The organism is Curtobacterium sp. Csp1 (assembly GCF_013347185.1).
Genome location: NZ_CP054594.1, coordinates 4105313 through 4130092, shown reverse-complemented (window position 1 = coordinate 4130092; position 24780 = coordinate 4105313). Strand labels below are relative to the sequence as shown.

Below are 24780 nucleotides of genomic sequence, written 5' to 3'. Positions count from 1 at the left end.
GGGGTGCTGCCGTGCGGCGTCTGCCTGTGCGAACGGTGACGGTTCCGGCGCTCGCCTGTGCTTCCGGGAGCGTGCGGGTTAGCATGGACGCACCACGGACTTCCGCCCGACGTGTCGACGGCGACTCGGAACCAGCGGCGACCAGAACTCGATCCAAGGAGTCACCATGTTGCAAGGCCTCGGCGGGGTGCACCTGCTGATCATCCTCGGCATCATCATCCTGCTGTTCGGTGCGACCAAGCTCCCGGCACTCGCCAAGGGCCTCGGTCAGTCGATCAACATCTTCAAGAAGGAGATGGGTGACGACAAGAAGGGCAAGGACGACACGACGGTCACCACCGTCGCGCCGGACACCACCACGGGCACGGCGCAGTCGGCCGCTCCCGCACAGCCAGTGGTCAACCCCGGCCCCTCGGTGCAGCCGAACTCGGACAGCCGGCAGTAACGCACCGCCGGTTCCCCCACGGATCCAGGACCCAGCCCCGTCCTGTCGGCAGCCCCCGCGACCACCGGTCGCGGGGGCTTCGGCGTTGCCGGGGTCCGTCCGGCTGCGGCGCGGGACAGCTCGCGTCGCGCGCCTTGGAGCCGGTCGGAGCGCCCGCATCGCCGGCGGAGGATGATGGGCCGATGAGCGCCCCGGCCGCCACGGCACCCCTGCGGGACGACCGGCGCACCGTGCTCGTCGTCGCGATCCTCGCCTCGTTCGTGGTGGGTCTCGACACGAGCGTCGTGAACGTGGCGCTCCCCGTGATCCGCCAGGACCTCGGCGGCGGGCTCGTCGTGCAGCAGTGGGTCGTCGACGCCTACTTGGTGACGCTCGGGTCGTTGATCCTCGTCGCGGGGTCGCTCTCCGACGCGTTCGGACGGGTCCGCATCGTCAGGTGGGGACTCGTCGTCTTCGGGGTCGCATCGGTGGTGTGCGCCGTCGCCCCCACCGGGGCGGTGCTCATCGTCGCCCGCGCGCTGCAGGGCGTCGGCGGCGCCCTCGTCACCCCGAGCTCGCTCGCGCTCATCGTCGCGGCGTTCCGGGGGTCGGCGCAGACGAAGGCGATCGGGACGTGGACCGGCTGGTCGAGCGCGGCGATGATCCTCGGTCCGCTGGTCGGCGGGCTCATCGTCGACGGGATCGGCTGGCGGTGGATCTTCGTGCTCACAACGGCGCCGATCGTCGTCACGATCGTGCTCGTGACCCGGATCACCGGCGACGTGCACCCGGCACACCGGCCGCGGATCGACGTCACGGGTGCGGTGCTCGCGGTGCTCGGCGTCGGCGGGGCGGTGCTCGGGCTGATCGAGCAGGAGCGCCTCGGCTGGACCGCCCCCGTGGTCGTCGTGGCCCTGGTGGTCGGTGCCGCGTCCCTGCTGGCGTTCGTCCCGTGGGAGCGACACGTCACCCGGGCCGGTCGGGTGCCGCTCGTGCCGCTCGAACTCTTCCGGGCGCGGAACTTCTCGGTCGGCAACGCGGCGACGCTGTCCGTCTACGGCGCGCTCGGCATGGTCGGCTTCGTCGTGACGCTCTTCGTCCAGGAGGTCTGGGGCTTCCCGGCCTGGCTCGCCGGCCTCGCGACGCTGCCCCCGACCCTGCTGCTCCTGCTGCTGTCCTCCACCGTCGGAGTCCTGGCCGGACGCTACGGCCCGCGGTGGTTCATGGCGGCCGGCCCCGCGGTCGCCGCCGTCGGTGCGCTCCTCATGATCGCCGCCGGTCAGGACCCGCGGGCGTACTGGTGGTCGGTGCTCCCGGGCCTGGTGCTCGTGGGGGTCGGGATCGCCACGATGGTGACGCCCCTGACCAGTGCGGTGCTCGGGTCGGTCCCGGAGTCCGGGGCCGGCGTCGGGTCGGCCGTGAACAACGCCCTCGCGCGGATCGCCAGCCTGGTGACGGTGGCGCTCGCCGGGGTCGTCCTCGGTGGTGGGATGAACACCGCCGGGTTCCACCGCGCCGCGGTCGTGATGGCGTGCCTGCTCGCCGCCGGCGCCGTCGTCAGCGCGGTCGGGATCCGGAATGATCCCGCGCGCACATGAGTTGAGTCGAGTAGGCTCAAGTACAACTCCACGGCACGGAAAGGACGGACCGCATGGCGAACCTCCAGGGCGCTCCCGACTCGCAGGAACGGCAGAAGACCGCCCTCGAGCAGTACGGCGTCGACCTCACCGCGATCGCCCGGAGCGGCAAGCTCGACCCGGTCGTCGGCCGGGACGCCGAGATCCGCCGGGTGTCGCAGGTGCTCACCCGCCGCACGAAGAACAACCCGGTGCTCATCGGTGAGCCCGGTGTCGGCAAGACCGCCGTCGTCGAGGGGCTCGCACAGCGCATCGTCGCCGGGGACGTCGCCGACTCGCTCAAGGACAAGCGCCTCGTCTCGCTCGACATGTCCGCGCTCATCGCCGGTGCCAAGTACCGGGGTGAGTTCGAGGAGCGGCTCAAGGCCGTCCTCAAGGAGATCGACGAGTCGGACGGGCAGGTCATCACCTTCATCGACGAGCTGCACACCCTGATGGGCGCCGGCGGCGGTGAGGGATCGGTCGCGGCGTCGAACATGCTCAAGCCGATGCTCGCGCGCGGTGAGCTCCGGCTCATCGGCGCGACGACGCTCGACGAGTACCGCGAGTACATCGAGAAGGACGCCGCGCTCGAGCGCCGCTTCCAGCAGGTCTTCGTGGGGGAGCCCACGGTCGAGGACACCGTTGCGATCCTGCGCGGACTCAAGGAGCGGTACGAGGCGCACCACAAGGTGACGATCAACGACTCCGCGCTGGTGGCCGCGGCGAGCCTGTCGAACCGGTACATCTCCGGCCGTCAGCTGCCCGACAAGGCCATCGACCTGATCGACGAGGCCGCGAGCCGACTCCGCATGGAGATCGACTCCAGCCCGGTCGAGATCGACGAGCTCAAGCGCACCGTCGACCGGCTGCGCGTCGAGGAGTTCGCGCTGAAGCAGGAGAAGGACGACGCCTCGAAGGCGCGCCTCGAGACGCTGCGCGCCGAGCTCGCCGGACGGCAGACGCTGCTCGACGAGCTCGAGCAGCGCTGGCAGGCCGAGCGGGCCAGCCTGAACCGGATCGGTGAGCTGAAGCAGCAGCTCGACGAGCTGAACATGCGCAGCCAGCGGGCGCAGCGCGAGGCCGACTACGAGACGGTGTCCCGGCTCGAGTACGGCGAGAAGCCGCGCATCGAGGCCGAGCTCGCCGCCGCCGAGCAGGCCGAGAGTGCCGAGCGCATGGTCAACGACAGCGTCACCGACGAGGACATCGCCGCCGTGATCGCGCAGTGGACGGGCATCCCGATGGGGCGTCTGCTGCAGGGCGAGACCGAGAAGCTGCTGCACCTGGAGACCGAGCTCGGCCGCCGGATCATCGGGCAGCGGAGCGCGGTCGGCACCGTGTCCGAGGCCGTCCGGCGGACCCGCGCAGGCATCTCCGACCCGGACCGTCCGACGGGCTCGTTCCTGTTCCTCGGTCCCACCGGTGTCGGCAAGACCGAGCTCGCGAAGGCGCTCGCCGAGTTCCTGTTCGACGACGAGAAGGCCCTCGTCCGGATCGACATGAGCGAGTACGGCGAGAAGCACTCGGTCGCGCGGCTCATCGGCGCCCCGCCCGGGTACGTCGGCTACGAGGCCGGCGGGCAGCTCACCGAGACCGTCCGGCGTCGGCCCTACTCCGTCGTGCTGCTCGACGAGGTCGAGAAGGCGCACCCGGAGGTCTTCGACGTCCTGCTCCAGGTGCTCGACGACGGACGACTGACCGACGGGCAGGGTCGGACGGTCGACTTCCGGAACACTATCCTCATCCTGACGTCGAACCTCGGCTCGCAGTTCATGACGGATCTGTCCCTGTCGGACGCGCAGCGCGAGGAGGCGGTCCGCGAGCTCGTGCAGCAGGCGTTCCGTCCCGAGTTCGTGAACCGGCTCGACGACATCGTCGTGTTCCAGGCGCTCACGAGCGACGACCTCGGTCAGATCGTCTCGCTGTACGTCGACCGGCTCGCCCGCCGCCTGTCCGACCGGCGGCTCGAGCTCGCGGTCACGCCGCAGGCACGTGGCTGGCTCGCCGAGCGCGGGTACGACCCGGTGTACGGGGCGCGCCCGCTCCGCCGGTTGATGCAGCGGCAGATCGACGACCAGCTCGCGCGCGGCATCCTGTCGGGGGCCGTGCGCGACGGCGACACGGTGCGGGTGGACGTCGCCGACGGCGGCGACGCGCTCGTCGTCGAACCGTTCGAACTGGCGGAGATCGTCGAGGAGTGATGCGGCGGGTGCACGGCATCTGGCCTGGAGGCGCGGTGCCGGTCCCTGGGACCGGCACCGCGCCTCCAGGCCTACCGTGCAACGCATGCCTGAGCTGCGCGTGTTCCGTCGCCTGACCGAGACCATCGAGGGGGCCGGCGTCCTCGACAAGGCCGTCGACCTCGACCGCGCGGTGGTCCGCGCCACGGCGCGTCCCCGAGCCCTGCGGCAGCTGCTGCACGGCGTCCCGCTCGGGCACCCCGTCCACCCGCTGATGGTGCAGGTCCCGCTCGGCGCCTGGATCTCTGCGGCGGTGCTCGACCTGCTGGGCGGTCGTGGCAACGCCCGGGCCGCGAAGACCCTGGTCGGTGTCGGACTGGTCTCCGCGAGCGGCGCGAGCGTCGCCGGCTACGTGGACTGGGCGGAGCTCGACCGTGAGCAGTTGCGTACCGGCTGGGTGCACCAGGCCGTCAACTGGATCGGCATCTCGCTGTACGGCCTGTCGTGGATGCAGCGCCGGGCCGGGAACCACGGTGTCGGCAAGCTCACCGGGTTCGCCGGACTGCTCGTCGTGAGCGTCGGCGGCTACCTCGGAGGGCACCTGGCGTACCGCCAGCGTGCCGGTGTGAGCGACCACGGCGAGGTACCGTTCGACCGCTGAGTTCCCAGCCGGTCCACTGGAACATCAGATGTGATCGCTACATGCGCATCCTGGTGGTGGACGACGAGACAGCACTGGCCGACCTGATCGCCAGGGGCCTCGCACGGCAGGGCATGGTGGCGGACGTCGCGTACCGCGGGGACGACGCTGACGAGCTCCTCGCCGTGAACGACTACGACGTGGTCGTGCTCGACCGTGACGTGCCGGGTCTGCACGGCGACGTGGTGGCCCGCCGACTCGCGGCGCGTGGCGCGCTCACCCGCATCCTGATGCTCACCGCGGCGACGACCCTCGCCGACCGGGTGCACGGCCTGGAACTCGGCGCGGACGACTACCTGGCGAAGCCGTTCGAGTACCCGGAACTGGTGGCCAGGGTGCGGGCGCTCGGCCCGAACCGCCGCACGGTGACCCGGGACGGGCGTCCGCTCGACCTGACGTCGAAGGAGCTCGGCGTCCTCGAGGTGCTGCTGCGGGCGGACGGTCGGTACGTCTCGGCCGAGGAGCTGCTCGAGAAGGTCTGGGACGTGCACACCGACCCGTTCACGTCGGCGGTGCGGGTGACGATGTCGAAGCTGCGCAGGAAGCTCGGCGCCCCCGACCCGATCCGCACGGTGCCGGGTCAGGGGTACGCACTGTGAGCAGGCGACCGCGACCACGTGCCGGATCGCGGTCGCGGTCGCGGTGGCGCTGGCGGTCGCGGTGGCGCTGGCGGTCGCTGAGTCTCCGGGCGCGGACGGCTCTGACGTTCGCGCTGGCGGCGATGGCGCTCGTCGCGGCATCACTCGCGTTCGTCAACCTGGCGTCCCAGTGGTCCCTCGCAGCCATCGAGGGGGTGGTGTCCACGGAAGCGTCGCGGCGCGGACGGGCTGAGCTCCTGCCGGACGATCGTGGTCCGCAGGGTGCCGACGTGGCCGACGCGGACCGCGAGGTGGCGCTGATCGCGGTCGTCGCCGAGCAGCAGTGGCAGTGGTCCACGTCGGCGGTCGTGGTGGCCGGCGGCCTGGCGGGTGGGATCGGCTGGTTCGTCAGTCGACGGATGCTCTCGCCGATCGACCGGATCACCGCCACCGCGAACCGGATCTCGGCGACGACGCTCGACGAACGGATCGCGCTCGACGGTCCGGACGACGAACTCCGCCGCCTCTCCCGCACCATCGACGCGCTGCTCGACCGGCTCGAGGCCGCGTTCGAGGCCCAGCGCCGGTTCGTGTCGCACGCGGCGCACGAGCTGCGGACGCCGCTGGCCGTCCAGCGTGCGACGCTCCAGATCGGACTGCCGGACGACGCCACACCACCCGACGTGGTCGCTGCGCGGACGGAGATGCTCGAGCAGAACCGGCGGACCGAGCACCTGGTCGAGTCGCTCCTGGTCCTCGCCGAGGCCGAACGCGGTCTGGAGGGCAGCTCGGTCCTGGTCGACCTCGGATCGTGCGTCGCGGCTGCGGTGGGCGGTGTCCGCGCCGCTGCTGCGGTGACGGGAGTCTCCCTGTCGGTCGAGGGGACCGCGCCCGACGGGGTGGTCGGAGAACCCGTCCTCGTCCAGCAGCTGCTGGGCAACCTGCTCGACAACGCCGTCGAGTACAACGTCCCCGGCGGCGTCGTCCGGGTCGAGCTGCACGCGGGGAGATCGCCGCGCTGTCGCAGCCCTTCCGTCGTGGCGCACAGACCGGCTCGCACCGGCACAGCGGTCTCGGGCTGTCGATCATCACCGCGATCGTCACCGCGCACGGCTGGAGCCTCGTCCTGGCGCCCGGCGAGCGAGGCGGCCTCCGGGTCGCGGTCGGTGTTTCGTCGGTGGGACCCGCCGGGTGACGCTGGCGCAACACGGTACCTGCTGAACTCGGAACATGACACACACGACATGGCAGAAGATGGTCCGCTGCACCGTGGTCGCAGCCCTCATCGTCGCAGCGCCGCTGTCGCTCGCTGCATGCACGTCCTCACCGGCGTCGTCCGACTCCACGTCCTCCGCCAGCGGAGTCGGCGCTCGGTGGGGTGCGTGCATGCGGGACGCCGGACTGGACGTCGAGGACCCGGACGACGAGTCGGTCCGCACCGGTACCTACCCGGCACCGGACGGCGGTGACGGACAGGCGTTCACCCGACAGGCCCAGGAGTGCTCGGAGCAGGTCGGTGTCGAACGCGCCGATGCCGCGCAGCAGCAGCAGTGGGAGCGGCAGTACGCCAAGGTCGCCGACTGCATCCGCGACCGCGGCTTCGACGACCTGCCCGAACAACAGCCGGGCGTCCTCGACTTCAACGACTACCCCCGCGCGGACGAACCCGGGTTCGCCGACGCCGCATCGGCGTGCCTGGCCGAGTTCGCGCCCGACACCCAGGCGGTCGACCGCTGATGCGTCCGTCCACCTCCGCCCCTCACCAGAACCGCACCAGGAAGACCCCCGTGATCACCACGAAGACCGTCCTCGGCGTCGTCGCCGCCGCACTGCTCGCACCCGCGCTCCTGGCCGGGTGCTCGTCGAGCGGGACCACCACGAAGCCGAGCAGTCAGAGCTCGGCGAACAGCAAGGCTGCCGAGGACGCCGCGTTCGGCGACTGCATCCGATCGAAGGGCTTCGAGTGGGACGACAGCGGGGACACGGGTGACAGCACGACCGCAACCCTGCCGGACGGCGCTTCGCCAGAGGCGTTCGACGAGGCGATCACGGCGTGCTCGAAGCAGGTCAGCCCGGACGGACAGGCAGGCGCCGCCGAACTCCCGCATGACCCGAAGGCGGACCGCGCGCTGGGCGAGTGCGTCCGACGGCAGGGCTTCGAGGACTACCCCGACGACGCCCAGGGACAGGCTGCGTACGAGCCGGAGGACGCCACGGCGTTCGGTCCGGTCGAGAAGGCGTGTCTGGCCGAGGCCTACGACGTCGAGGTGCACTGATGGCGGCATCGCGCGCACGTCACGTCGTGGTGTCGACGTGCTTCGTGGCCGCGGTCCTGGGCGCCGGGGTCGCCGCCTGGAGCGTCGTCACACCGGCGGACTCCGCGCCGGCGTCGGCACGGCAGACCCCCGCACCCGCGACGACGACCATCACCAAGGGCGACCTGACCGACACGAAGGTGTTCTCCGGCAGCCTCGGCTTCGACCGACCGGTGCCGTTGCCGGGGAGCGCGACGGGCACGGTCACGTGGTTGCCCGAACCGGGAAAGGTGATCGCCCGGGACCAGCCGCTGTACGCCGTGGACGAGCATCCCGTCCGGGCCATGTACGGCAGTGTCCCGCTCTGGCGCGACCTGACACGCGGCGCGGAGGGCGCCGACGTGCACCAGCTGAACGAGAACCTCGCCGCGCTCGGCTACGGCGTCTCGGTGGACGACGTCCTGACCGTCGACGGCTCCCTGGGCGCCGACGACATCGCGTTCGTCCCGGGCGAGGTCCGGGTCGCGTCGCGGACGGCGCAGCTCGGCGCACCGGTCAACGGCGACGTCCTGCAGCTCACGGGGACCACCCCGGTGGCACTCGTCACCGTGCAGCCCGCCGACGAGCAGCGGCTCGCGGTCGGGACGACGGTCAGCATGCGGCGACACCCGGCAGGACGAGGACCAGGGTGACGGCACCGTCGAGGTCACGATCGCGTTCGACCCGGGCGACCGGGACGTCCCACAAGGCGGCTCGGTGCAGGTGACGGCGTCCGGGCAGTCCGCACACGACGTGCTCTCCGTCCCGGTCGCGGCCCTCGTCGCCGGCGACGGGAAGGCGTTCGCGCTCGACGTCGTCCGGTCGTCCGGGGCGACCGAGCGGGTCCCGGTGACCGTGTCGTTCGTTGCCGAGGGCCGTGCCGCCATCGACGGCGCCGTGCGCCAGGGCGATCGCGTGGTGGTGCCCTCGTGAGCACGGACGACGGCGCCCGCACGGCCGAGGGCGGCGCTGCGCCGGTCCTCGCACTCCGGGACGTCAGCAAGGTCTACGGCGACGTCCGCGCGCTCGACCGCGTGTCGTTGGACGTCGCCACCGGCGAACTCGTCGGGGTCGTCGGGCCGTCGGGGTCGGGCAAGTCGACGATGCTCAACATCGTCGGCACGCTCGACCGGCCGACCTCGGGCACCCTGCACATCGCGGGGAACGACGTCGGCGCGATGCGGGACGACGACCTGTCGGCGCTGCGTGCCGAGCACATCGGCTTCGTCTTCCAACACTTCCACCTGCAGTCCGGGGCGACCGCTTGCGAGAACGTCGCGGACGGCCTGCTCTACACCGGCACCCCGCGTCGCGAACGTCTCCGCCGTGCCGTCCGTGCGCTCGGTCAGGTCGGACTGGGACACCGGGTCGACCACCGTCCGAACGAGCTGTCCGGCGGGGAGAAGCAGCGGGTCGCGATCGCCCGTGCGATCGTCGGCTCGCCCACGATCCTGCTCGCGGACGAGCCGACGGGGGCACTCGACAGCGCCTCGGGCAGCGCGATCGTCGAGTTGCTCCGCGAGCTCAACGCGGGCGGCACCACCGTGCTCGTCATCACCCACGACCTGGACCTGGCGGCATCGCTGCCCCGAGCCGTCCGGATGCGTGACGGGCGGGTCCAGGCCGATTCGGGCACCGACGTGTCCGCGGTCCGCGGCATCGCCGACGGCGTCCGGGCGACGGCGGGTGCCGCATGAGCCGCCGAGCTGCGCTGGCCCCCGTCGACCTGCTCCGACTCGGGGTCTTCGGGCTCCGGACACGTCCCGGGCGGGTGGTCCTGTCGGCGCTCGGCATCGCCATCGGCATCGCGGCGATGATCGCCGTCGTCGGGATCTCGTCCTCGAGCAAGGCGGCCCTCGACCAGGTCCTGGACCGGCTCGGCACGAACGTGTTGACCGTGACCGAGGCGCAGGGGTTCGGTGAGACCCCACCGCTGCCGTCCACGGCGGTCGACTCGATCGCCCGGCAGGACGCGGTCGAGCTCGTCTCGGGTGTCGGGACCGTTCCCGACGCCCGGGTGTACCGCAACAGCCTGGTGCCGGCCGCGCAGTCCAAGGGCCTGGGTGTCATGGCGGCGTGGGGCGACCTGCCGCGGGTGCTGGGCGGCGAGGTGGCCTTGGGACGATGGCTCGACCCCCACGCCGACGCACCCGCCCAGGTGGTGCTCGGATCGTTCGCCGCCGAGGCCCTGGGCATCCAGGAGGTGCGCCCCGACAGCCGCGTCTGGATCGGCGGGCAGTGGGTCCAGGTCGTCGGGGTGCTGGCACCGATGGAGCTCGCACCGGACCTCGACGGTCAGGTCTACGTGCCGCGCGGGTTCGCAGCGGATGCCGGGTTCGACGGGCACCCGACCGCCGTGTACACGCGTGTCGACGGCGAGCGGGTGGCCGAGGTGCGCTCCCGGCTCGCCCGTGCGATCAGTCCGCTGAGCCCGCAGGACGTCGCCGTCACCCGGCCGTCCGACGCGCTCGCCGCGAAGAACGCCACCGACGACTCCTTCACTGGGCTGCTCATCGGCATCGGCGGTGTCGCACTGCTGGTCGGGGGCATCGGTGTCGCGAACACCATGGTGATCACCGTGCTGGAACGCCGTGCCGAGGTCGGTGTGCGACGGGCGCTCGGTGCCCGGCGTCGCACCATCCGCGACCAGTTCCTGGTCGAGTCGTTGCTGCTGTCCTTCATCGGTGGGCTCGCCGGCGTCATGATCGGACTCGGGGTGACGGTCGTCTTCGCGCTCGTTCAGGGCTGGCCGATCGCGGTACCCCTCTGGGCCGTCGGCGGTGGGCTGGGCGCCACCGTGGTGATCGGCGGCGTCTCCGGGATCTACCCGGCGGCACGAGCAGCGCGGATACCCCCGACTTCGGCGCTCGCAGCGGTCTGAGGGCGGTCGCGTCGGAGCGTCATCGGGTCCGCCCGGTGTCGCTCCGACGCGGGCCGGGACGGGACCCCGCACCCGCGGCGCCGGTACGCCGCACAGGCAGCCGAACCGGGCACATCCACCCGCCTGTTTGTTCTGCGTTGGAACAGTTGCGTTCCTGTGGTTCAGCGTCGTATCGTTCTCGAAACCAACGGGAACGAAGGAGTTCGGACATGTACGCAACGGAGCGCCACGACGCGATCGCCGCGCAGCTGCAGCGTGCCGGCCGGGTCTCCGTCGCCGACCTCGCCGACCACTTCGACGTCACCACCGAGACCGTCCGCCGCGACCTGGACCTGCTCGAGACCGCGGGCGTCCTGCGCCGGGTGCACGGGGGAGCGGTCCCGGTCGGACGCTCCAGCGTGGTCGAGCTCACCGTCGCCGAGCGCGAGGGGCAGCACGGCCCCGCCAAGTCGGCGATCGCCCGCGCCGCGATGCGCCTGGTGCCCGCGACGTTCACCGGCTCGATCGCCCTCGACGCGGGGACGACCTGTGCAGCCGTCGCGTCCGAACTCGCCCGGTGGGAGCCCGCGACCCCCGGCGCCACGCTGACGGTCGTCACGAACTCCGTCCCGATCGCCGCCACCCTGCAGCACAGCCCGCACGTCGAGCTGCACCTGCTCGGCGGCCGGGTCCGCGGGGTCACGAGCGCTGCCGTCGGCACCGCCACCGTCGAGCAGATCGCCGGCCTGCGCCCCGACGTCGCCTTCGTCGGCACGAACGGCCTGTCCGCCGGCTTCGGCCTGAGCACGCCCGACGAGTACGAGGCCGGCGTCAAGGGCGCCTACGTGCTCGCCGCCCGCCGGAGCGTCGTCCTCGCCGACGCCGCCAAGCACGGCGTCGAGGCGCTCATGCGCTTCGCCCGCCTCGACGAGATCGACACGCTCGTCACCGACCAGGAGCCCCCGGCCGACCTCGCCGGTGCGCTCGCCGACGCCGACGTGGAGGTCGTGGTCGCATGAACGGCACCGCCAGCACCCGCATCGTCACCGTGACGCCCAACCCGTCCCTCGACCGGACCATCGAGCTCGCCGGCGAGCTGCACCGCGGCGCCGTCCAGCGCGCCGTGCACACGACGGCCGAGCCCGGCGGCAAGGGCGTCAACGTCTCGCGGGTCGTCGTCGCCAGCGGCGGGGACACCCTGGCCGTCCTGCCCGGCGACGAGCTCGACCCCGTCCTGCTCGGCCTCGCGACCCGCGGCATCCCGACCGCGGCGCTCCCGATCGGCGCCCCGCTGCGCTCGAACGTCACCGTGACCGAGCCGACCGGCACGACGACGAAGCTCAACGAACCCGGCCCCTCGCTCGCCGGCCGCCTGGACGACCTCGCCGCGCTCGTGGCCGACGCCGCCGGACCGACCGCGACCGGGCCCGCCGCTCGCTGGGTCGTGTTCGCCGGCTCCCTGCCGCCCGGGCTGCCCGACGACGCGCTCGCCGTGCTCGTCCGCGCCGTGCGCCAGCGCCACGGGGACACCGTCCGGATCGCCGTCGACTCGTCCGGTCTGCCCTTCACCGCGCTGCTGCAGTCCGGTGAGCGCATCGACCTGGTGAAGCCGAACGCCGAGGAGCTCGCCGAGGTCGTCGGCGGGGAGCCGGACGCGTACGAGCAGGACCCGGACGCCGCCGCGGTGGCCGCCCAGCGCCTGCGCGACAAGCACGTCGACGCCGTCCTGCTCACGCTCGGCAGCGCCGGAGCCGTGCTCGTCTCGGACGAGGGCGCCTTCGCCGCCGCCGCACCGCGCATCGTCGCGCGCTCGACGGTCGGCGCGGGGGACTCCTCGCTCGCCGGCTACCTGCTCGCCGAGGTCGCCGGTGCGACCCCCGCCGAGCGGCTCGCCCAGGCCGTCGCCACGGGGGCTGCCGCCGCGGCGCTCCCCGGCAGCGACGTGCCGGCCCTCGACCACACCGACCCCGGCAGCGTGACCGTCCGGACCCTGCACCCGACGCAGGTCCCGGCACCGATCGCCTGACCGACCCCCACCGCACCACCACTTCGCAGCACCACCCCCGAACAGCAATGCCCGCGCCTCGGCGCCACTGCAAAGGAGCAACCCCATGTCCGCAGACACGACGCAGCGCCTCATCAGCGCGGAGCTCGTCGGCCTCGACGAGGACCTCGGCGGAACGTCCTCCGACGTCATCCGCGTGCTCGCCGACCGCGTCGCCGCCACCGGCCGTGCCGCCGACGGCAGCGCCCTCGCCGAGGACGCGATCAAGCGCGAGGCGAGCGTCGGCACCGGTGTGCCCGGCGGCATCGCGATCCCGCACGCGCGGTCCGCCTCGGTCTCGAGCCCGACGCTCGCGTTCTCCCGCCTGGCGCGGAAGGTGCCGTTCGGTGCGCCGGACGGCGACGCGGACATCGTCTTCATGATCGCGGTGCCCGAGGGTGCGGACAAGGACCACCTGACGGTCCTGTCGACCCTGGCGCGTGCCCTCATCCGCGACGACTTCACCGCGGCGCTCCGCGCGGCCGCGACCCCGCAGGACGTCGTGGACCTGGTGCAGCGCGAGGTCGGCGGCGAGGTCGCCGAGGCCGGTGTCGGCGCCCCGGCGCCCGCTGCCGCCGCCCCGGCCCCCACCACCACGGGCTCGGGTGCCCGCAAGGTCATCGTCGGCGTCACCGCGTGCCCGACCGGCATCGCGCACACCTACATGGCCGCCGACGCCCTGGTCGCCGCCGCCGAGCGCGCCGGTGCCGAGATGCACGTCGAGACGCAGGGCTCCTCGCAGGTCGAGCCGCTCGACCCCGCCCTGATCGCCCGCGCCGACGCCGTCGTGTTCGCGGTCGACGTGGACGTCCGCGACCGCAACCGCTTCGCCGGCAAGCCGCTGGTGTCCGGACCGGTCAAGCGCGGTGTCGACGAGCCGGACAAGATGATCGCCGAGGCCCTCCGCGCCGCGGACGACCCGCACGCCGCACGCGTGCAGGGCGGGGCTGCGACGACCGCCGAGTCGAACAAGGCCGACGAGCACTTCGGGCAGGCGCTCAAGCGCTGGCTGCTCACCGGCGTCAGCTACATGATCCCGTTCGTCGCGGGCGGCGGTCTGCTCATCGCGCTCGGCTTCCTGCTCGCGGGCTACGCCATCGCGCTGCCGCACGGGGACTCCGGGCAGAACAACGCGGTGTACACGCTGACGAACTACACGCTGCTCAACCTGCCGCCGGAGGGCCTCGGCTACTACCTCGGCGCCGCCGCGTTCCAGATCGGCGGGGTGTCCCTCGGGTTCCTCGTCGCCGCACTCGCCGGGTACATCGCCTACGCGATCGCCGACCGCCCCGGCATCGCGCCGGGCTTCGTCGCCGGGTCGATCGCCGTCTTCATGAACGCCGGCTTCCTCGGCGGGCTCGTCGGTGGTCTCATCGCCGGTGCCGCCGCGTACTGGATCGGGCGCATCCCGACCTGGCGCTGGCTCCGCGGCCTGATGCCCGTCGTGATCATCCCGCTCTTCGCGTCGATCATCGCCTCCGGCCTGATGCTCCTCGTGCTCGGCGGCCCGATCGCCTGGCTCATGACGCAGCTGACGAACTGGCTCAACTCGCTCAACGGCGCCTCGGCGATCCTGCTCGGCGTGATCCTCGGCCTGATGATGGCGTTCGACCTCGGTGGCCCGGTCAACAAGGTCGCGTACTCGTTCGCCGTCGCCGGGCTCGGTGCCGGGACCGCCACGAACGTCGTCCCGTTCGAGATCATGGCCGCCGTCATGGCCGCGGGCATGGTCCCGCCGCTGGCCCTGGCGCTCGCCTCGACCGTCCTGTACCGCAAGGGCTTCACGAAGCCGGAGCGCGAGAACGGCAAGGCCGCGTGGCTGCTCGGTGCGTCGTTCATCTCCGAGGGCGCGATCCCGTTCGCCGCAGCCGACCCGCTGCGCGTCATCCCGGCGTCGATGATCGGTGCCGCGGTCACGGGTGCGATCTCGATGGCGGCCGGCGTGACCTCCCGCGCACCCCACGGCGGCATCTTCGTGTTCTTCGCCATCGGGGACGTCGCGATGTTCATCGTCGCGATCGTGGCCGGCACGGTCGTGTCCGCGCTGGTCCTGGTCGGCCTGAAGAAGTGGGTGCGCAAGGCACCCGCCGCCGAGGCGGCGGCCGCCGACCAGGCGGCCGTGGCCGGCGAGACGATCGGCCAGCGCGCGCCCGCTGCGGTCTGACGCGACGCCCTGACGGACGGGAGGCACGGTGCCAGCTGGCACCGTGCCTCCCGTCCGTCTGCCGCACCCCCGTTCCCGCCCTGCCCGCCCTGTGCGTCGAGGTGCCGGAATTCCGGTACCTCGCGGTCCGGAGCGGCCGTCCGTCGCACCCGGGCGCCCACGCAGCGGCGAGTCGTGGCACCTCGGCGACACGTCGCCGAGCGCGTCGGCACCACGCCCACTCGGCTCGCGCTCAGGTGGCGTGCTGACTCCTGGCAGGACGCTCAGACAGAGTGGACCCATGACGACCGCCCTCACGCTGCCGCCGACCCTGCCCGCCTCGACCAGGAGTGCGGGTCAGGAGGCGGGCACCGAGGACCTCGGTGGCCTCTCCGGCTTCGTGCTGCAGGTCATCGACGCGCTCGGCGAGTGGGGCGTCGCGATCATGCTCTTCGTCGAGACGGTGTTCCCGCCCATCCCGTCCGAGGTGATCCTGCCGCTCGCGGGGTTCCTGGCGGGAGCCGGGCGGATGAACCTCGTGCTCGTGCTGCTGCTCGCGACGCTCGGGTCGTACCTCGGCGCGCTCGTGCTCTACTGGCTCGGCGCGGTGATCGGGTTCGAACGGACCGTGCGCTGGCTCGGGAAGCTGCCGCTCGTCGACGAGGACGACTTCCGCAAGGCCGCGGACTGGTTCCACCGGCACGGCAGGAGCGCGGTGTTCTTCGGCCGGTTCGTGCCGATCGTGCGGAGCCTGATCTCGCTGCCGGCGGGCGCCGACCGGATGCACCTCGGCACGTTCTCGGTGTTCACGATCATCGCGAGCGGCATCTGGAACAGCGGCCTGGTGCTGCTCGGAGCGGCGTTCGGGACCCAGTACGACAAGGTCGAGCAGTACACCGAGTGGATCGACCGGGTGCTCTACGTCGCGATCGCCGTCGTCGTGGTGACGTTCGTGGTGCGACGGGTCCGGCGTGCCCGGGCGGAACGCGCCGATCGCGGGCGCCGACGTGCGGCACCCGCGAACGACTGAGCGGTCACTTCTTCGTGAGGGCCGACTCCTTGTGCGCGGCCTTGTTGCCGGACTTCTCCGACTCGACGATCCAGTACGGGTCGTCGTCCGTCGGCTTGCAGTCCTGCCCGTCGAACGTGAAGTCCTTCGTCTTCTTCTCGACCAGCTTGCCGGTCGTCTTGCCCTGCGAGGTGTTCCAGTGCACCTCGTCGCCCTTCGACAGCGCCACGATGTCCTCCTTGCGTAGTCCCGGGCTCTCCGGGAACCCGGACGCTACCCCCGCAGTTCCGCGGATCCACGGGGATCTGTCCCCCATCACGATGTCGTAACGGCACCGCGGATCCGAGGTGGGACGCGTACCGTTGACCGTGAGTCACCTTGCCGGCGTCTGCCGCGGAACCCGATGACTCCCGACGGATCGAAGTACAGCATGACCCTGGTCGACAGCGCGCGGGCCGACACGGTCCTGGCGGGCCGCTACCGGCTCGTCAAGCTCATCGGCACGGGCGGCATGGGGTCGGTCTACGAAGCTCGCGACGAACACACGTACCGTGCGGTCGCGGTCAAGCTCTTCGCGACGCCGGACTCGATGACGACGGCCGACCGGGTCCGCCAGGAGCGCGAGATCCGGCTGCTCAGCATGCTGTCGCACCCGGGTCTCGTGCCGCTGTACGACGCCGGCACCCACGAGTTCGGGGACGGCCCGCACCGCTTCATCGTGATGGAGCTCATCGCCGACACGACGCTCCTCCGCCGGCTCGCGGGCGGCCCGCTGCACAACTACGAGGTCGCCGACCTCGGGGCGCAGCTCGCCGACGCCCTGGCGTACGTGCACTCGCGCGGCATCGTGCACCGCGACGTGAAGCCGGCGAACATCCTCATCAACGACGAGGGCGCCTCCGGCTTCGCCCGTGCCGTGAAGCTCACCGACTTCGGCGTCGCGCACTTCGTCGACGGCTCCCGCTTGACGAACGACGGCACGATCATCGGCACCGCGGCGTACCTCAGCCCGGAGCAGGTCGCGGGGGAGCCGATCGGCTTCGCGACCGACGTGTACTCGCTCGGCCTGGTGCTCCTCGAGTCGCTGACCGGCAAGCAGGAGTACTCGGGCACCCTGATCGAGGCTGCCCTCGCCCGGCTGCGGCACGACCCCGAGGTCCCGGACTCGGTCGGTCCGGACTGGCACGACCTGCTCGCCAAGATGACCCACCGCGACCCTGCCCGCCGTCCGACGGCGGTCGCCGTCGCGAACGCGCTCCGTGGCGGGTCGACGCAGATCACCGGCCCGGTGCCCCTCGGCCCGGAGCGGACGAAGCACAAGCGCGACCACAAGATGCACCGCGCCGCCCACCGGCACGCACGGCGCGGCACGTTCGCGGCGGTCCGGCGCTGGCGTCGTCGGAACGTCCTGGTCGGGTCGTTCGCGGCCTTCGGGGTGCTCGCCGCGTGCACCGCGGCGTACATCGCGGGCACCCTGCACTGACCCGGCCTCCGACGACCCAGGTCCCTGGCAGGATGGGTCCATGAGCGACCAGCGCTGGATCAAGATCTGCGGTCTGTCGACGCCCGAGACCGTCGACGCCGCCGTGGACGCGGGTGCCGACGCGGTCGGGTTCGTCTTCGCCGCCGGCAGCCCCCGCACCGTAACGGCTGACCTCGTGAAGGAGCTCGTCGAGCGGGTGCCGGAGGGCATCGATGCCGTCGGGGTGTTCCGTGACCAGCAGATCGACGAGATCGTCGGCATCGCGTCCGAGGTCGGGCTCACCACCCTGCAGCTGCACGGGGGCGAGTCGGCGAGTGACTTCGCCCGTGCGCGGGACGCCGGGTTCTTCACCATCCGGGCCGTCGCCGCCGACGACTTCCTGCGCGAGACGCCCGAGCAGCGCGCGGCCTTCGACCACGACCTGCTGCTCCTCGACGCCGCCGTGCCGGGTAGCGGGCGGCTCGTCGACCCCGCGACGATCGCGGGGAAGGTGGACGAGGCGTGGATCCTCGCCGGAGGGCTCACCCCGGCGAACGTGGCCGCCGCGGTCCAGGCCCTGGACCCCGACGGCGTGGACGTGTCGAGCGGTGTGGAGTCGGAGCGCGGGGTCAAGGACGTCGCGCGGATCCGCTCCTTCGTCGAGGCGGTCCGCAGCATCCCCTGAGCGGACCCAGCCGGGCCTGGCGTCGTCGGATCGAGCCGCGTCGCGGACGTGACCGGATGACGGACGGGAGGCACGTGGCGGGCCCGCCACGTGCCTCCCGTCCGTCCGGTGCGCGTCAGCGCACGCTCAGCGCAGCGTCGGGATCAGCTCCGTCAGGAACGCGTCGGTGTCCTCCCAGCCCTCCACCGCGTGGCAGGGGACGCCGAGCGCCTTGACCGGGTAGTCGTTGCCCTCGGGGTCGAGGCGGTCCCCGACGAACAGCACGTCGTCGAGGGCGATGCCGGTGAGCTCGGCGAGGCGTCGCATGCCGTAGGCCTTGTCGATGCCCTTCCGGGTGATGTCCACGCTCGTCGAGCCGCCGGAGCGGACCTCGAGGTCGGGCAGCTCGGCCTGCACGAGCCGGCGGAGGTGGTCCTTCTTCTCGCCGGTCGGGTCCCACCGCTTCTTCACGTCCACCGGGGCCGACTGGCCGAGGGCCGAGAACGTGATCTGCGACCCGCGGTCCTCGAGGATCGGACCCCAGGTCTCCGACTCCCAGAACCCGGCGGCCTTCGCCTGCGTCTCGACCGCGGCGAGGGCACGGGACTTCTCGTCGTCGGTGAGGTCCTCGGCGTACTGCAGCGCCCAGTCCGACCCGGACCAGCGGTAGTAGGCGGTGCCGCAGGTCGGGAGCAGGTGGAGGTCGTCGAGGACGAGTCCGTCGCGGGCACTCAGGGGCGTCACGAGCTGCTGCTCGAACTGCTGGAAGTTCCCGCCGGAGATGACCGCGACCGGGACCGTGGCGAGCAGCGACGCGAAGGTCTCGAGCATGCGCGGGTCGAGCGGGGACTTCGACGGCGCGAGGGTGTCGTCGAGGTCGAAGGCGACGAGGCGGGGCGTGGTCATGCCCTCGATCCTGCCAGATCCGTCGTGCTCCGCCGGTGCGGGCGGTCGTCAGGCCCGGTGCGTCGCGGGCACCCGGTCGCGCGCGTAGGTGATGTCGGTGTACCCGTGCGGGGCGGGCTTGCCGTCCTCGCCGAGGTTCACGAAGACGACCTCGTCGATGGTCAAGATGCTCCGGTGCGTGAAGAGGTTCCGGGCCTCGGCGCGCATCGTGAGCGAGGTGCGGCCGAACCGGGTCGCGACGAGGCCGATCTCGACGATGTCGCCCTCCCTCGCCGAGGACACGAAGACGATCTCCGACATGTACTTCGTGACGACCTTGCCGTTGCCGAGCTGGATGATCGCGTACACCGCGGCCTCTTCGTCGATCCAGCGCAGCAGGCTGCCGCCGAACAGGGTGCCGTTGGCGTTGAGGTCCTCGGGGCGGACCCACTTGCGGGTGTAGAAGTTCATCTCCGGGGCCGGCTCGGCGGGGTCCTGGCCAGGGGCCGGTGTCGAGTCCTGCGCGGGGTCCGGTGTCGAGTCCTGCGTGGGGTCCGGTGTCGTGTCCTGCGTGGGGTCCGGTGTCGAGTCCTGCGTGGGGTCCGGTGTCGTGTCCTGATCCATGTCCGGACATGGTACGCCCCCGTGGCGCTGGAGCGCTCCACGGGGGCGGACTGGTCCGACGCTCGTCGACTACTCCTTGACGAGGACGACCTCGTCGAGGGGGAGCCGCGTGCGCGGCGCGACCTCGCGCTCCGCGGCCTGGTCGCCGAGCTGCGCGGGGTCCGCCACGGTGCCGATCGCCGTCACGGTGTACGGCCGGAAGCGCTCCGGCAGGTCGAACGCGGCCCGGAGACCCTCGGCGTCGATGCCCGCCATCTGGTGGACGTGCAGGCCCTCGGCGTGCGCCTGGACCGTGAGCGCGGCGAGGGACTGGCCGAGGTCGTACTGCGCGAACGGACGCTCGTCGCCGTCCTCGGTCACGGTCTCGAGGACACCGACGACGAGGGCGCTCGCGCGGAACGCCCACGCGGCGTTGAAGCCGAGCAGGTTGTCGTTGATCTTCCGGAACGTGTCCGTGCCACGGCGGCCGGCGACGAAGCGGCGCGGCTGGTGGTTCATCGCGGACGGGGCCCAGCGGGCGGCCTCGAGCAGCGCGTCGAGCTGCGCGTCGGTGACGGTGGCGGTCTCGTCGTAGGAGCGGGGACTCCAACGCTCCTCGAGGAGCGGCACGAGCGGCTGGCTGGAGTCGGTCGAACGGGTGAGCGTGTCGGGCGTCGAGGTCATGGTGCGTGCAACGGTACCGATGCGTCGCGCATTTCCCGTCCGAGCGCGTCTGTGAGCAGTCACATGGTCGTCCGTCCGGGACCGGGCTGACAGGATGGAGGCGATGGGTGGCGTCTTGACCGGGTTCGCGATCATCGGCGCGATCATCGCCGCCGGGTACGTCGTCGGTCGCGCCGGGCTGCTCGGCCCGCACGCCCAGTTCGTGATGAGCCGGCTCGCCTTCTTCGTCCTGATGCCCTGCCTGCTCTTCCACACCATCGCGACGGCGCACATCGAGACGCTGGTGTCGCCGATGCTCTGGGTCTCGCTGATCAGCGCCGTCACGGTGGCGCTCGTCGCCGTGCTGGTCTTCCGCCTGGTGCTCCGGCGCTCGGTCGCGACGACGACGGTGGGGGCGCTGGCCTCCGGCTACGTGAACGCGAACAACATCGGGCTGCCGGTCGCCGTCTACGTCCTGGGCCAGGCCACCGCGGTCGTCCCGGTGATCCTGCTGCAGCTCGTCGTGCTCGCACCCCTGGCGCTCACCGTCCTCGACGCGGCGACGGCCACCGGGGGCACCTGGCGGAGCCGGGTCGCCGGACCCTTCCGCAACCCGATCATCATCGCGTCGCTGCTCGGTCTGGTGTGCTCCGCGCTCCGGATCGAGATCCCGACGCCGGTCCTCGAGCCGTTCGCCCTCGTCGGGGCCGCCGCGGTGCCCGTGGTGCTCCTGTCCTTCGGCATGAGCCTGCACGGGGCGACCCCGCTGCGGGACCCCGCGATCCGGGCGGACGTGCTCGTGGCCGCCGGGCTGAAGCTCGTGGTGATGCCGCTCGTGGCGTTCGTGGTCGCCCGGCTCGTGTTCCGGCTCGACGAGCAGGACGTGTTCGTGCTCACGACGCTCGGTGCCCTGCCGGCGGCGCAGAACGTCTTCAACTACGCGCAGCGGTACCAGGCGGCGGTCCCGGTCGCGCGGGACGTCGTGCTCGTCTCGACGATCGGTGCGGTGCCGGTGCTCGTCGTGGTCGCGGCGGTGCTGCACCCGTAGCGTGCGCGCCCGGGCGGCGGCGCCGAGTGGGCCAGATGTGGGCCGCTCAGCGGCCCGTGGCGGCGTGTTGCGCCCGCCGGGCGCGACACGGGCGGCGTGTCCTGCCCGCTCGCGGTGGCGGGTGGGGACTGTCGGACTGGAGGCGCGGGGCGGGCTGGCACCGTGCCTCCCGTCCGTCGCGAGGTCGCGAAGGTGCCACATCTGGGCCGCTCGGCGGCCCGTGGCGGCGTGTTGCGCCCGCGGGGCGCGACGCGGGCGGCGTGTCCTGCCCGCTCGCGGTGGGAGCAGGTGGGCGAGAGGGGACGCGTCAGAAGATCATCGGGCGGTCGTCGTCGAGCGAGGTCTCCAGGTCCAGGTCGACCGACACGGGGACGTGGTCGCTCGGGGCGTCGCCCTTCCGCTCGTCGCGGTGGATGGTCGCGCCGACCGTGACGTCGGCAACCGGAGCGACTTGTAGTCCCAGTACGTGTAGCCCTCGGGGACGATCGGGCGGACGACGTCCTGCAGGCCGCGGGACTCGAACGCGCGGAACGCCGCACGCTCCGGTTCGCTGACGTGCGTCGCGCCCTCGAACACGGCCACGTCCCAGACGTCCCGGTCGAGCGGCGCGACGTTCCAGTCGCCCATCAGCGCGAGGGGTGTCTCCGGCTCGGCCTCGAGCCACTCGGACGTCCGGTCGGCCAGCTGCTCGAGCCAGTCGAGCTTGTACGTGTAGTGCGGGTCGCCGAGCTCGCGGCCGTTCGGGACGTAGAGGCTCCACAGCCGGACGCCGTCGACGGTGACGCCCATCGCGCGGGCCTCGACGGGCAGGTCCGGTCCCTCGTGGCCCTTCAGGAACCCGGGCTGGCCGGGGAAGTCACGGGTGACGTCCTCCATCGGCAGCCGGCTGGCGAACGCGACGCCGTTCCACTGGTTCAGGCCGTGCGCCTCGACCTGGTAGCCGGCGGCCTCGAACGCCTCCACCGGGAACTGCTCGGGCTTGCACTTGATCTCCTGCATGCCGAGGACGTCGACGTCCTCGCGGACCAGCCAGTCGACGATCCGGCCCACTCGGGTGCGGACGGAGTTGACGTTCCAGGTCGCGACGCGCATGGGATCGAACCTACCGGTGCCGCCGGAGCGCGGGCCGATCGACCGCGTGCTCGAAGCCGACGAACCGCGGGCTAGAAGCCGACGCCCCGTGCCGCCATGAACGGCGCGGGGTCGGTCGTGGCGCCGTTGATGTGGACCTCGTAGTGCAGGTGGCACCCGGTCGAGTTGCCGGTCGAGCCGACGAGGGCGATGAGCTGCCCGGCCGAGACCTGCTGGCCAGGCGAGACCCGGAAGCCGCCGTTGACGATGTGCCCGTACGCGGTCTTCACGCCACCGCCGTGGTTGATCCGGACGTAGTTGCCGTACCCGCCGTACCAGCCGACGTCAGGTCGAGCCCGTCGTGCTTGGTGACCCGCCCGGTGATCGGGTGCACGCGGTAGCCGTAGGGGCTGATGACGTAGCCGCCGGCGGGACGGACCCAACCGGTGCCGGAGCCGGAACCCACACTGCCGCCGCCGCCACCGCTCGGCGCGGGAGCACCGCCGCCACCGCCGCCGCTGTTCGCGGCAGCTGCCGCGGCTGCTGCTTCGCGCGCGCGGGCCGCTGCTGCCTCGCGCGCGGCCTTCTCGATCGCGGCCTTGCGCTCGGCCTCGCCCTTGGCGAACTCGGCCTCGGTCCGGACCCGCCCCGAGGTCAGCGTCGCGAGCTGGGCGTCGAGCCGGGCCTTGTTGTCCTGCTGCTCGGTGTAGGCCGACTGGACCTTGTCGGCCGCGGCCTGGGCGGCGTCCATCCGCTCCTGCGCGGCGGCGGCGAGCCGGTCGAGCTCCGCCGAGGCCCGGTCGGCCTGCGCAGTGAGGGAGCGGGCGACGGCGGCGTCCGCGGTCGCTGCGGCCTCGACCCGCTCGGACTGCTCGGAGAGCTTGCTCAGCGCACCGAGGTCGTAGAGGAGGTCGCGCGCGGACTCGCCGCCGGACAGCACGGAGGCCGTGACGTCGGCGCCACCGTGTCGGGCCATCTGCGCGGCGAGCTGCCCGGCCTGGGCGGCACTCTGCTCGGCGACCTTCGCGTGCTCCTCGGCGTCGGCACGGAGCTTCTGTTCCTTCTCGGCGGCGTCCTGCGCGTCGCTCTGCGCGGCGTAGAACTCGTCGCCGAGCCGCTGTGCCTCGGCCTCGGCTTCCTGCACCTGGGTCGCGAGGCCGTCGATGATGCCCCGGATCGTGGTGATCTGCTCCTGCTTCGCGGACTCCTGCCCGCGGGCGGCCATCACGTCGTCCCACGAGGGGTACTTCGCGGCACTCGCACTCGGCGCGTCCAGCAGGACCGTCCCGAGCAGGCCGGCGAGCGCCAGTCCGGTCGCGGCGAGGCGGAACCGGAGGGACGTGCGGGGGATGCGGCCGTTGGTGGGACGAGTCACGGAGTCGAGCCTATACATCCGTTCAGGCATCCCGGTCCGACGGCGCGCCGCTGTGGACAAGTCCGATGGACGAACGACACACGACGGACGGCACGCGCCGCACGGCACGCGCCGCACGCCGACGCGCGGACGCCAGCCGCCCGCTCAGAACCCCCGCTCGCGCCGGATCACGTCGGCGCTCCCCACCACGTCCCGCCGCAGCACCGCCGCGCCGGCGGTCCCGGCGTAGTCGTACACGTCGTACCCGGTGCAGTGGATGATCGACGCGGGGGAGCCGAGCGAGTCCTCGACCGCGGTGGTCCAGACGTCGTTCGCCCCGATCACGACGAACGTCGGCCGGGCGTCCCGGTAGGCCCCGAGGTCGACGAGCCACGGGTAGGCGTCGAACGTGTCCCGCACCTGCAGGAGCTGCACGTCGGACGCGGCGTAGGCGGCGAGCGGTCGGACGGTCCCACGAGACCGAGCCGTACCGGGCGTGCGCGACGGCCGAGACGGTGCCGGGCGCGGTCGCGACCCCGGCGAGGAGCACCGCGGCGGCCGCGACCGCCAGGGTCAGCCGGAGCCCGCGGCGGGGCCGGTGCACGCGGGTCGTCCGGACGGCGGTGCGGGTGAGCTCGGCGACCGCCACGAGCGCGAGGAGCGGGGCCGTGACGATCGGCTCGAGGTACCGCGGGGTGTCCGACCCGGCGACGACGACCCCGACCGACACCGCGACGACCGTGACGAGCGGCAGCGCGGTCGCGACGAGCACGGTGCGCGACGTCCGGACCCGCCAGGCCCAGACCGTCCCGCCCGCGGCGAGCAGCACGCCCGCGAACAGGAGCAGCAGGCCCCAGCGTCCCGCCTGCGTGCTCGGGGTGCACGTACGTCGACGGGTCCAGGGAGACGAACGGCCGGAGCGGGATCCGCAGCAGGTACCCGACGACCGACCCCGCGACGAGCGCCCCGGACAACCGGGCGACCGGGCGCCACGGCAGCCGTCGTGCAGCGGCGAGCAGCACGAGCGTGACGACGACCGGCGCCGCGGACCACGGCACGTACAGCGGGTTCGACGCCGTCGTGCACGCCGCGACGAGCACGAGCACCACGAGCCCGGTCACGGACGCCCGACCGGTCCGGACGGCACGGAGCACGAGCACCGCGGTGCCGAGCATCGCG

At 72.4% G+C, this 24780-nt stretch carries 26 protein-coding genes and 1 pseudogene; 19 read left to right on the top strand and 8 right to left on the bottom strand.

Annotated features, from left to right (window positions below; all coding sequences use genetic code 11):
• Positions 1-166 precede the first annotated feature (166 nt).
• The 16 genes from tatA (at position 167) to HUN58_RS19840 (ending at position 15872) form a co-directional block, all read left to right on the top strand.
• On the top strand, positions 167-445 hold the full coding sequence (tatA, locus tag HUN58_RS19915) for a twin-arginine translocase TatA/TatE family subunit (RefSeq protein ID WP_058740778.1): 279 nt from the start codon (positions 167-169) through the stop codon (positions 443-445).
• 182 nt (positions 446-627) lie between these two features.
• Positions 628-2022: an MFS transporter gene (locus HUN58_RS19910; protein WP_114850294.1), complete on the top strand. Its 1395-nt coding sequence runs from the start codon at positions 628-630 to the stop codon at positions 2020-2022.
• Positions 2023-2075: 53 nt separating this feature from the next.
• Positions 2076-4244, top strand: coding sequence for an ATP-dependent Clp protease ATP-binding subunit (locus tag HUN58_RS19905; protein ID WP_114850293.1), 2169 nt, complete (start codon positions 2076-2078; stop codon positions 4242-4244).
• Between the two features lie 85 nt (positions 4245-4329).
• The gene (locus HUN58_RS19900) at positions 4330-4884 is read left to right on the top strand and encodes a DUF2231 domain-containing protein (protein WP_208745479.1); all 555 of its coding nucleotides are present in this window, start codon (positions 4330-4332) and stop codon (positions 4882-4884) included.
• 41 nt (positions 4885-4925) lie between these two features.
• Complete coding sequence (locus HUN58_RS19895; protein WP_208745701.1) at positions 4926-5522, top strand: response regulator transcription factor; 597 nt, start codon at positions 4926-4928, stop codon at positions 5520-5522.
• Positions 5523-5644: 122 nt separating this feature from the next.
• Entirely contained in the window at positions 5645-6970 is a 1326-nt protein-coding gene (locus tag HUN58_RS21230) for a histidine kinase dimerization/phospho-acceptor domain-containing protein (protein WP_368075785.1), read from the top strand.
• A complete protein-coding gene (locus tag HUN58_RS19885; RefSeq protein WP_208745477.1) occupies positions 6888-7238 on the top strand; it encodes a hypothetical protein in 351 nt (116 codons plus the stop codon). Before HUN58_RS21230 ends, HUN58_RS19885 begins: the two co-directional genes overlap by 83 nt.
• Positions 7239-7288: 50 nt before the next feature.
• A complete protein-coding gene (locus HUN58_RS19880) occupies positions 7289-7777 on the top strand; it encodes a hypothetical protein (protein ID WP_208745476.1) in 489 nt (162 codons plus the stop codon).
• Positions 7777-8448 carry a hypothetical protein gene (locus tag HUN58_RS19875; RefSeq protein WP_208745699.1) on the top strand — a complete coding sequence of 224 codons (672 nt, stop codon included), beginning with the start codon at positions 7777-7779 and terminating at the stop codon, positions 8446-8448. The genes HUN58_RS19880 and HUN58_RS19875 overlap by 1 nt, the downstream gene beginning before the upstream one ends.
• 64 nt (positions 8449-8512) lie before the next feature.
• Positions 8513-8728 (top strand): hypothetical protein, encoded by a 216-nt coding sequence (locus tag HUN58_RS19870; RefSeq protein ID WP_208745698.1) that lies wholly within the window; start codon positions 8513-8515, stop codon positions 8726-8728.
• Complete coding sequence (locus HUN58_RS19865; RefSeq protein WP_141860184.1) at positions 8725-9492, top strand: ABC transporter ATP-binding protein; 768 nt, start codon at positions 8725-8727, stop codon at positions 9490-9492. The genes HUN58_RS19870 and HUN58_RS19865 overlap by 4 nt, the downstream gene beginning before the upstream one ends.
• Complete coding sequence (locus HUN58_RS19860; RefSeq protein WP_180225731.1) at positions 9489-10676, top strand: ABC transporter permease; 1188 nt, start codon at positions 9489-9491, stop codon at positions 10674-10676. Before HUN58_RS19865 ends, HUN58_RS19860 begins: the two co-directional genes overlap by 4 nt.
• Positions 10677-10885: 209 nt before the next feature.
• The gene (locus tag HUN58_RS19855) at positions 10886-11674 is read left to right on the top strand and encodes a DeoR/GlpR family DNA-binding transcription regulator (RefSeq protein ID WP_114850284.1); all 789 of its coding nucleotides are present in this window, start codon (positions 10886-10888) and stop codon (positions 11672-11674) included.
• Positions 11671-12681, top strand: a complete 1011-nt coding sequence (locus HUN58_RS19850; RefSeq protein WP_114850283.1) for a 1-phosphofructokinase family hexose kinase — start codon at positions 11671-11673, stop codon at positions 12679-12681. Before HUN58_RS19855 ends, HUN58_RS19850 begins: the two co-directional genes overlap by 4 nt.
• Before the next feature lie 85 nt (positions 12682-12766).
• Complete coding sequence (locus HUN58_RS19845) at positions 12767-14863, top strand: fructose-specific PTS transporter subunit EIIC (protein WP_180225730.1); 2097 nt, start codon at positions 12767-12769, stop codon at positions 14861-14863.
• 280 nt (positions 14864-15143) lie between these two features.
• On the top strand, positions 15144-15872 hold the full coding sequence (locus HUN58_RS19840; RefSeq protein WP_231050024.1) for a DedA family protein: 729 nt from the start codon (positions 15144-15146) through the stop codon (positions 15870-15872).
• Positions 15873-15876: 4 nt separating this feature from the next.
• Here HUN58_RS19840 and HUN58_RS19835 read toward each other — a convergent pair whose 3' ends face one another.
• Positions 15877-16080, bottom strand: coding sequence for a DUF2945 domain-containing protein (locus HUN58_RS19835; RefSeq protein ID WP_180225729.1), 204 nt, complete (start codon positions 16078-16080; stop codon positions 15877-15879).
• Between the two features lie 174 nt (positions 16081-16254).
• Between HUN58_RS19835 and HUN58_RS19830 the strand changes: the two genes are divergently transcribed.
• Positions 16255-17334 (top strand): serine/threonine-protein kinase, encoded by a 1080-nt coding sequence (locus tag HUN58_RS19830; RefSeq protein WP_180225728.1) that lies wholly within the window; start codon positions 16255-16257, stop codon positions 17332-17334.
• 40 nt (positions 17335-17374) lie between these two features.
• Positions 17375-17998 (top strand): phosphoribosylanthranilate isomerase, encoded by a 624-nt coding sequence (locus HUN58_RS19825; protein ID WP_180225727.1) that lies wholly within the window; start codon positions 17375-17377, stop codon positions 17996-17998.
• Positions 17999-18124: 126 nt separating this feature from the next.
• Here HUN58_RS19825 and HUN58_RS19820 read toward each other — a convergent pair whose 3' ends face one another.
• The 3 genes from HUN58_RS19820 to HUN58_RS19810 all read right to left on the bottom strand — a co-directional run bounded on the left by HUN58_RS19820 (position 18125) and on the right by HUN58_RS19810 (position 20149).
• Positions 18125-18883 carry an HAD-IIB family hydrolase gene (locus HUN58_RS19820; protein ID WP_180225726.1) on the bottom strand — a complete coding sequence of 253 codons (759 nt, stop codon included), beginning with the start codon at positions 18881-18883 and terminating at the stop codon, positions 18125-18127.
• A 48-nt stretch (positions 18884-18931) separates the two neighbouring features.
• Positions 18932-19333 (bottom strand): acyl-CoA thioesterase, encoded by a 402-nt coding sequence (locus HUN58_RS19815; RefSeq protein WP_175325143.1) that lies wholly within the window; start codon positions 19331-19333, stop codon positions 18932-18934.
• 222 nt (positions 19334-19555) lie between these two features.
• The gene (locus HUN58_RS19810; protein ID WP_180225725.1) at positions 19556-20149 is read right to left on the bottom strand and encodes a nitroreductase family protein; all 594 of its coding nucleotides are present in this window, start codon (positions 20147-20149) and stop codon (positions 19556-19558) included.
• A gap of 103 nt (positions 20150-20252) precedes the next feature.
• Here HUN58_RS19810 and HUN58_RS19805 point away from each other — a divergent pair, with 103 nt between their 5' ends.
• Positions 20253-21176, top strand: coding sequence for an AEC family transporter (locus tag HUN58_RS19805; protein WP_180225724.1), 924 nt, complete (start codon positions 20253-20255; stop codon positions 21174-21176).
• Between the two features lie 307 nt (positions 21177-21483).
• Here HUN58_RS19805 and HUN58_RS19800 read toward each other — a convergent pair.
• From HUN58_RS19800 to HUN58_RS19790, 4 genes and pseudogenes are all read right to left on the bottom strand, one after another.
• Positions 21484-22268: pseudogene (locus tag HUN58_RS19800) on the bottom strand (exodeoxyribonuclease III).
• Between the two features lie 71 nt (positions 22269-22339).
• Positions 22340-22537, bottom strand: a complete 198-nt coding sequence (locus HUN58_RS20835; protein WP_254631573.1) for a M23 family metallopeptidase — start codon at positions 22535-22537, stop codon at positions 22340-22342.
• A complete protein-coding gene (locus HUN58_RS20830; protein ID WP_254631572.1) occupies positions 22534-23622 on the bottom strand; it encodes a M23 family peptidase in 1089 nt (362 codons plus the stop codon). The genes HUN58_RS20835 and HUN58_RS20830 overlap by 4 nt, the downstream gene beginning before the upstream one ends.
• Positions 23623-23766: 144 nt before the next feature.
• Positions 23767-24036: a hypothetical protein gene (locus HUN58_RS19790; RefSeq protein ID WP_208745696.1), complete on the bottom strand. Its 270-nt coding sequence runs from the start codon at positions 24034-24036 to the stop codon at positions 23767-23769.
• Between the last annotated feature and the right edge of the window lie 744 nt (positions 24037-24780).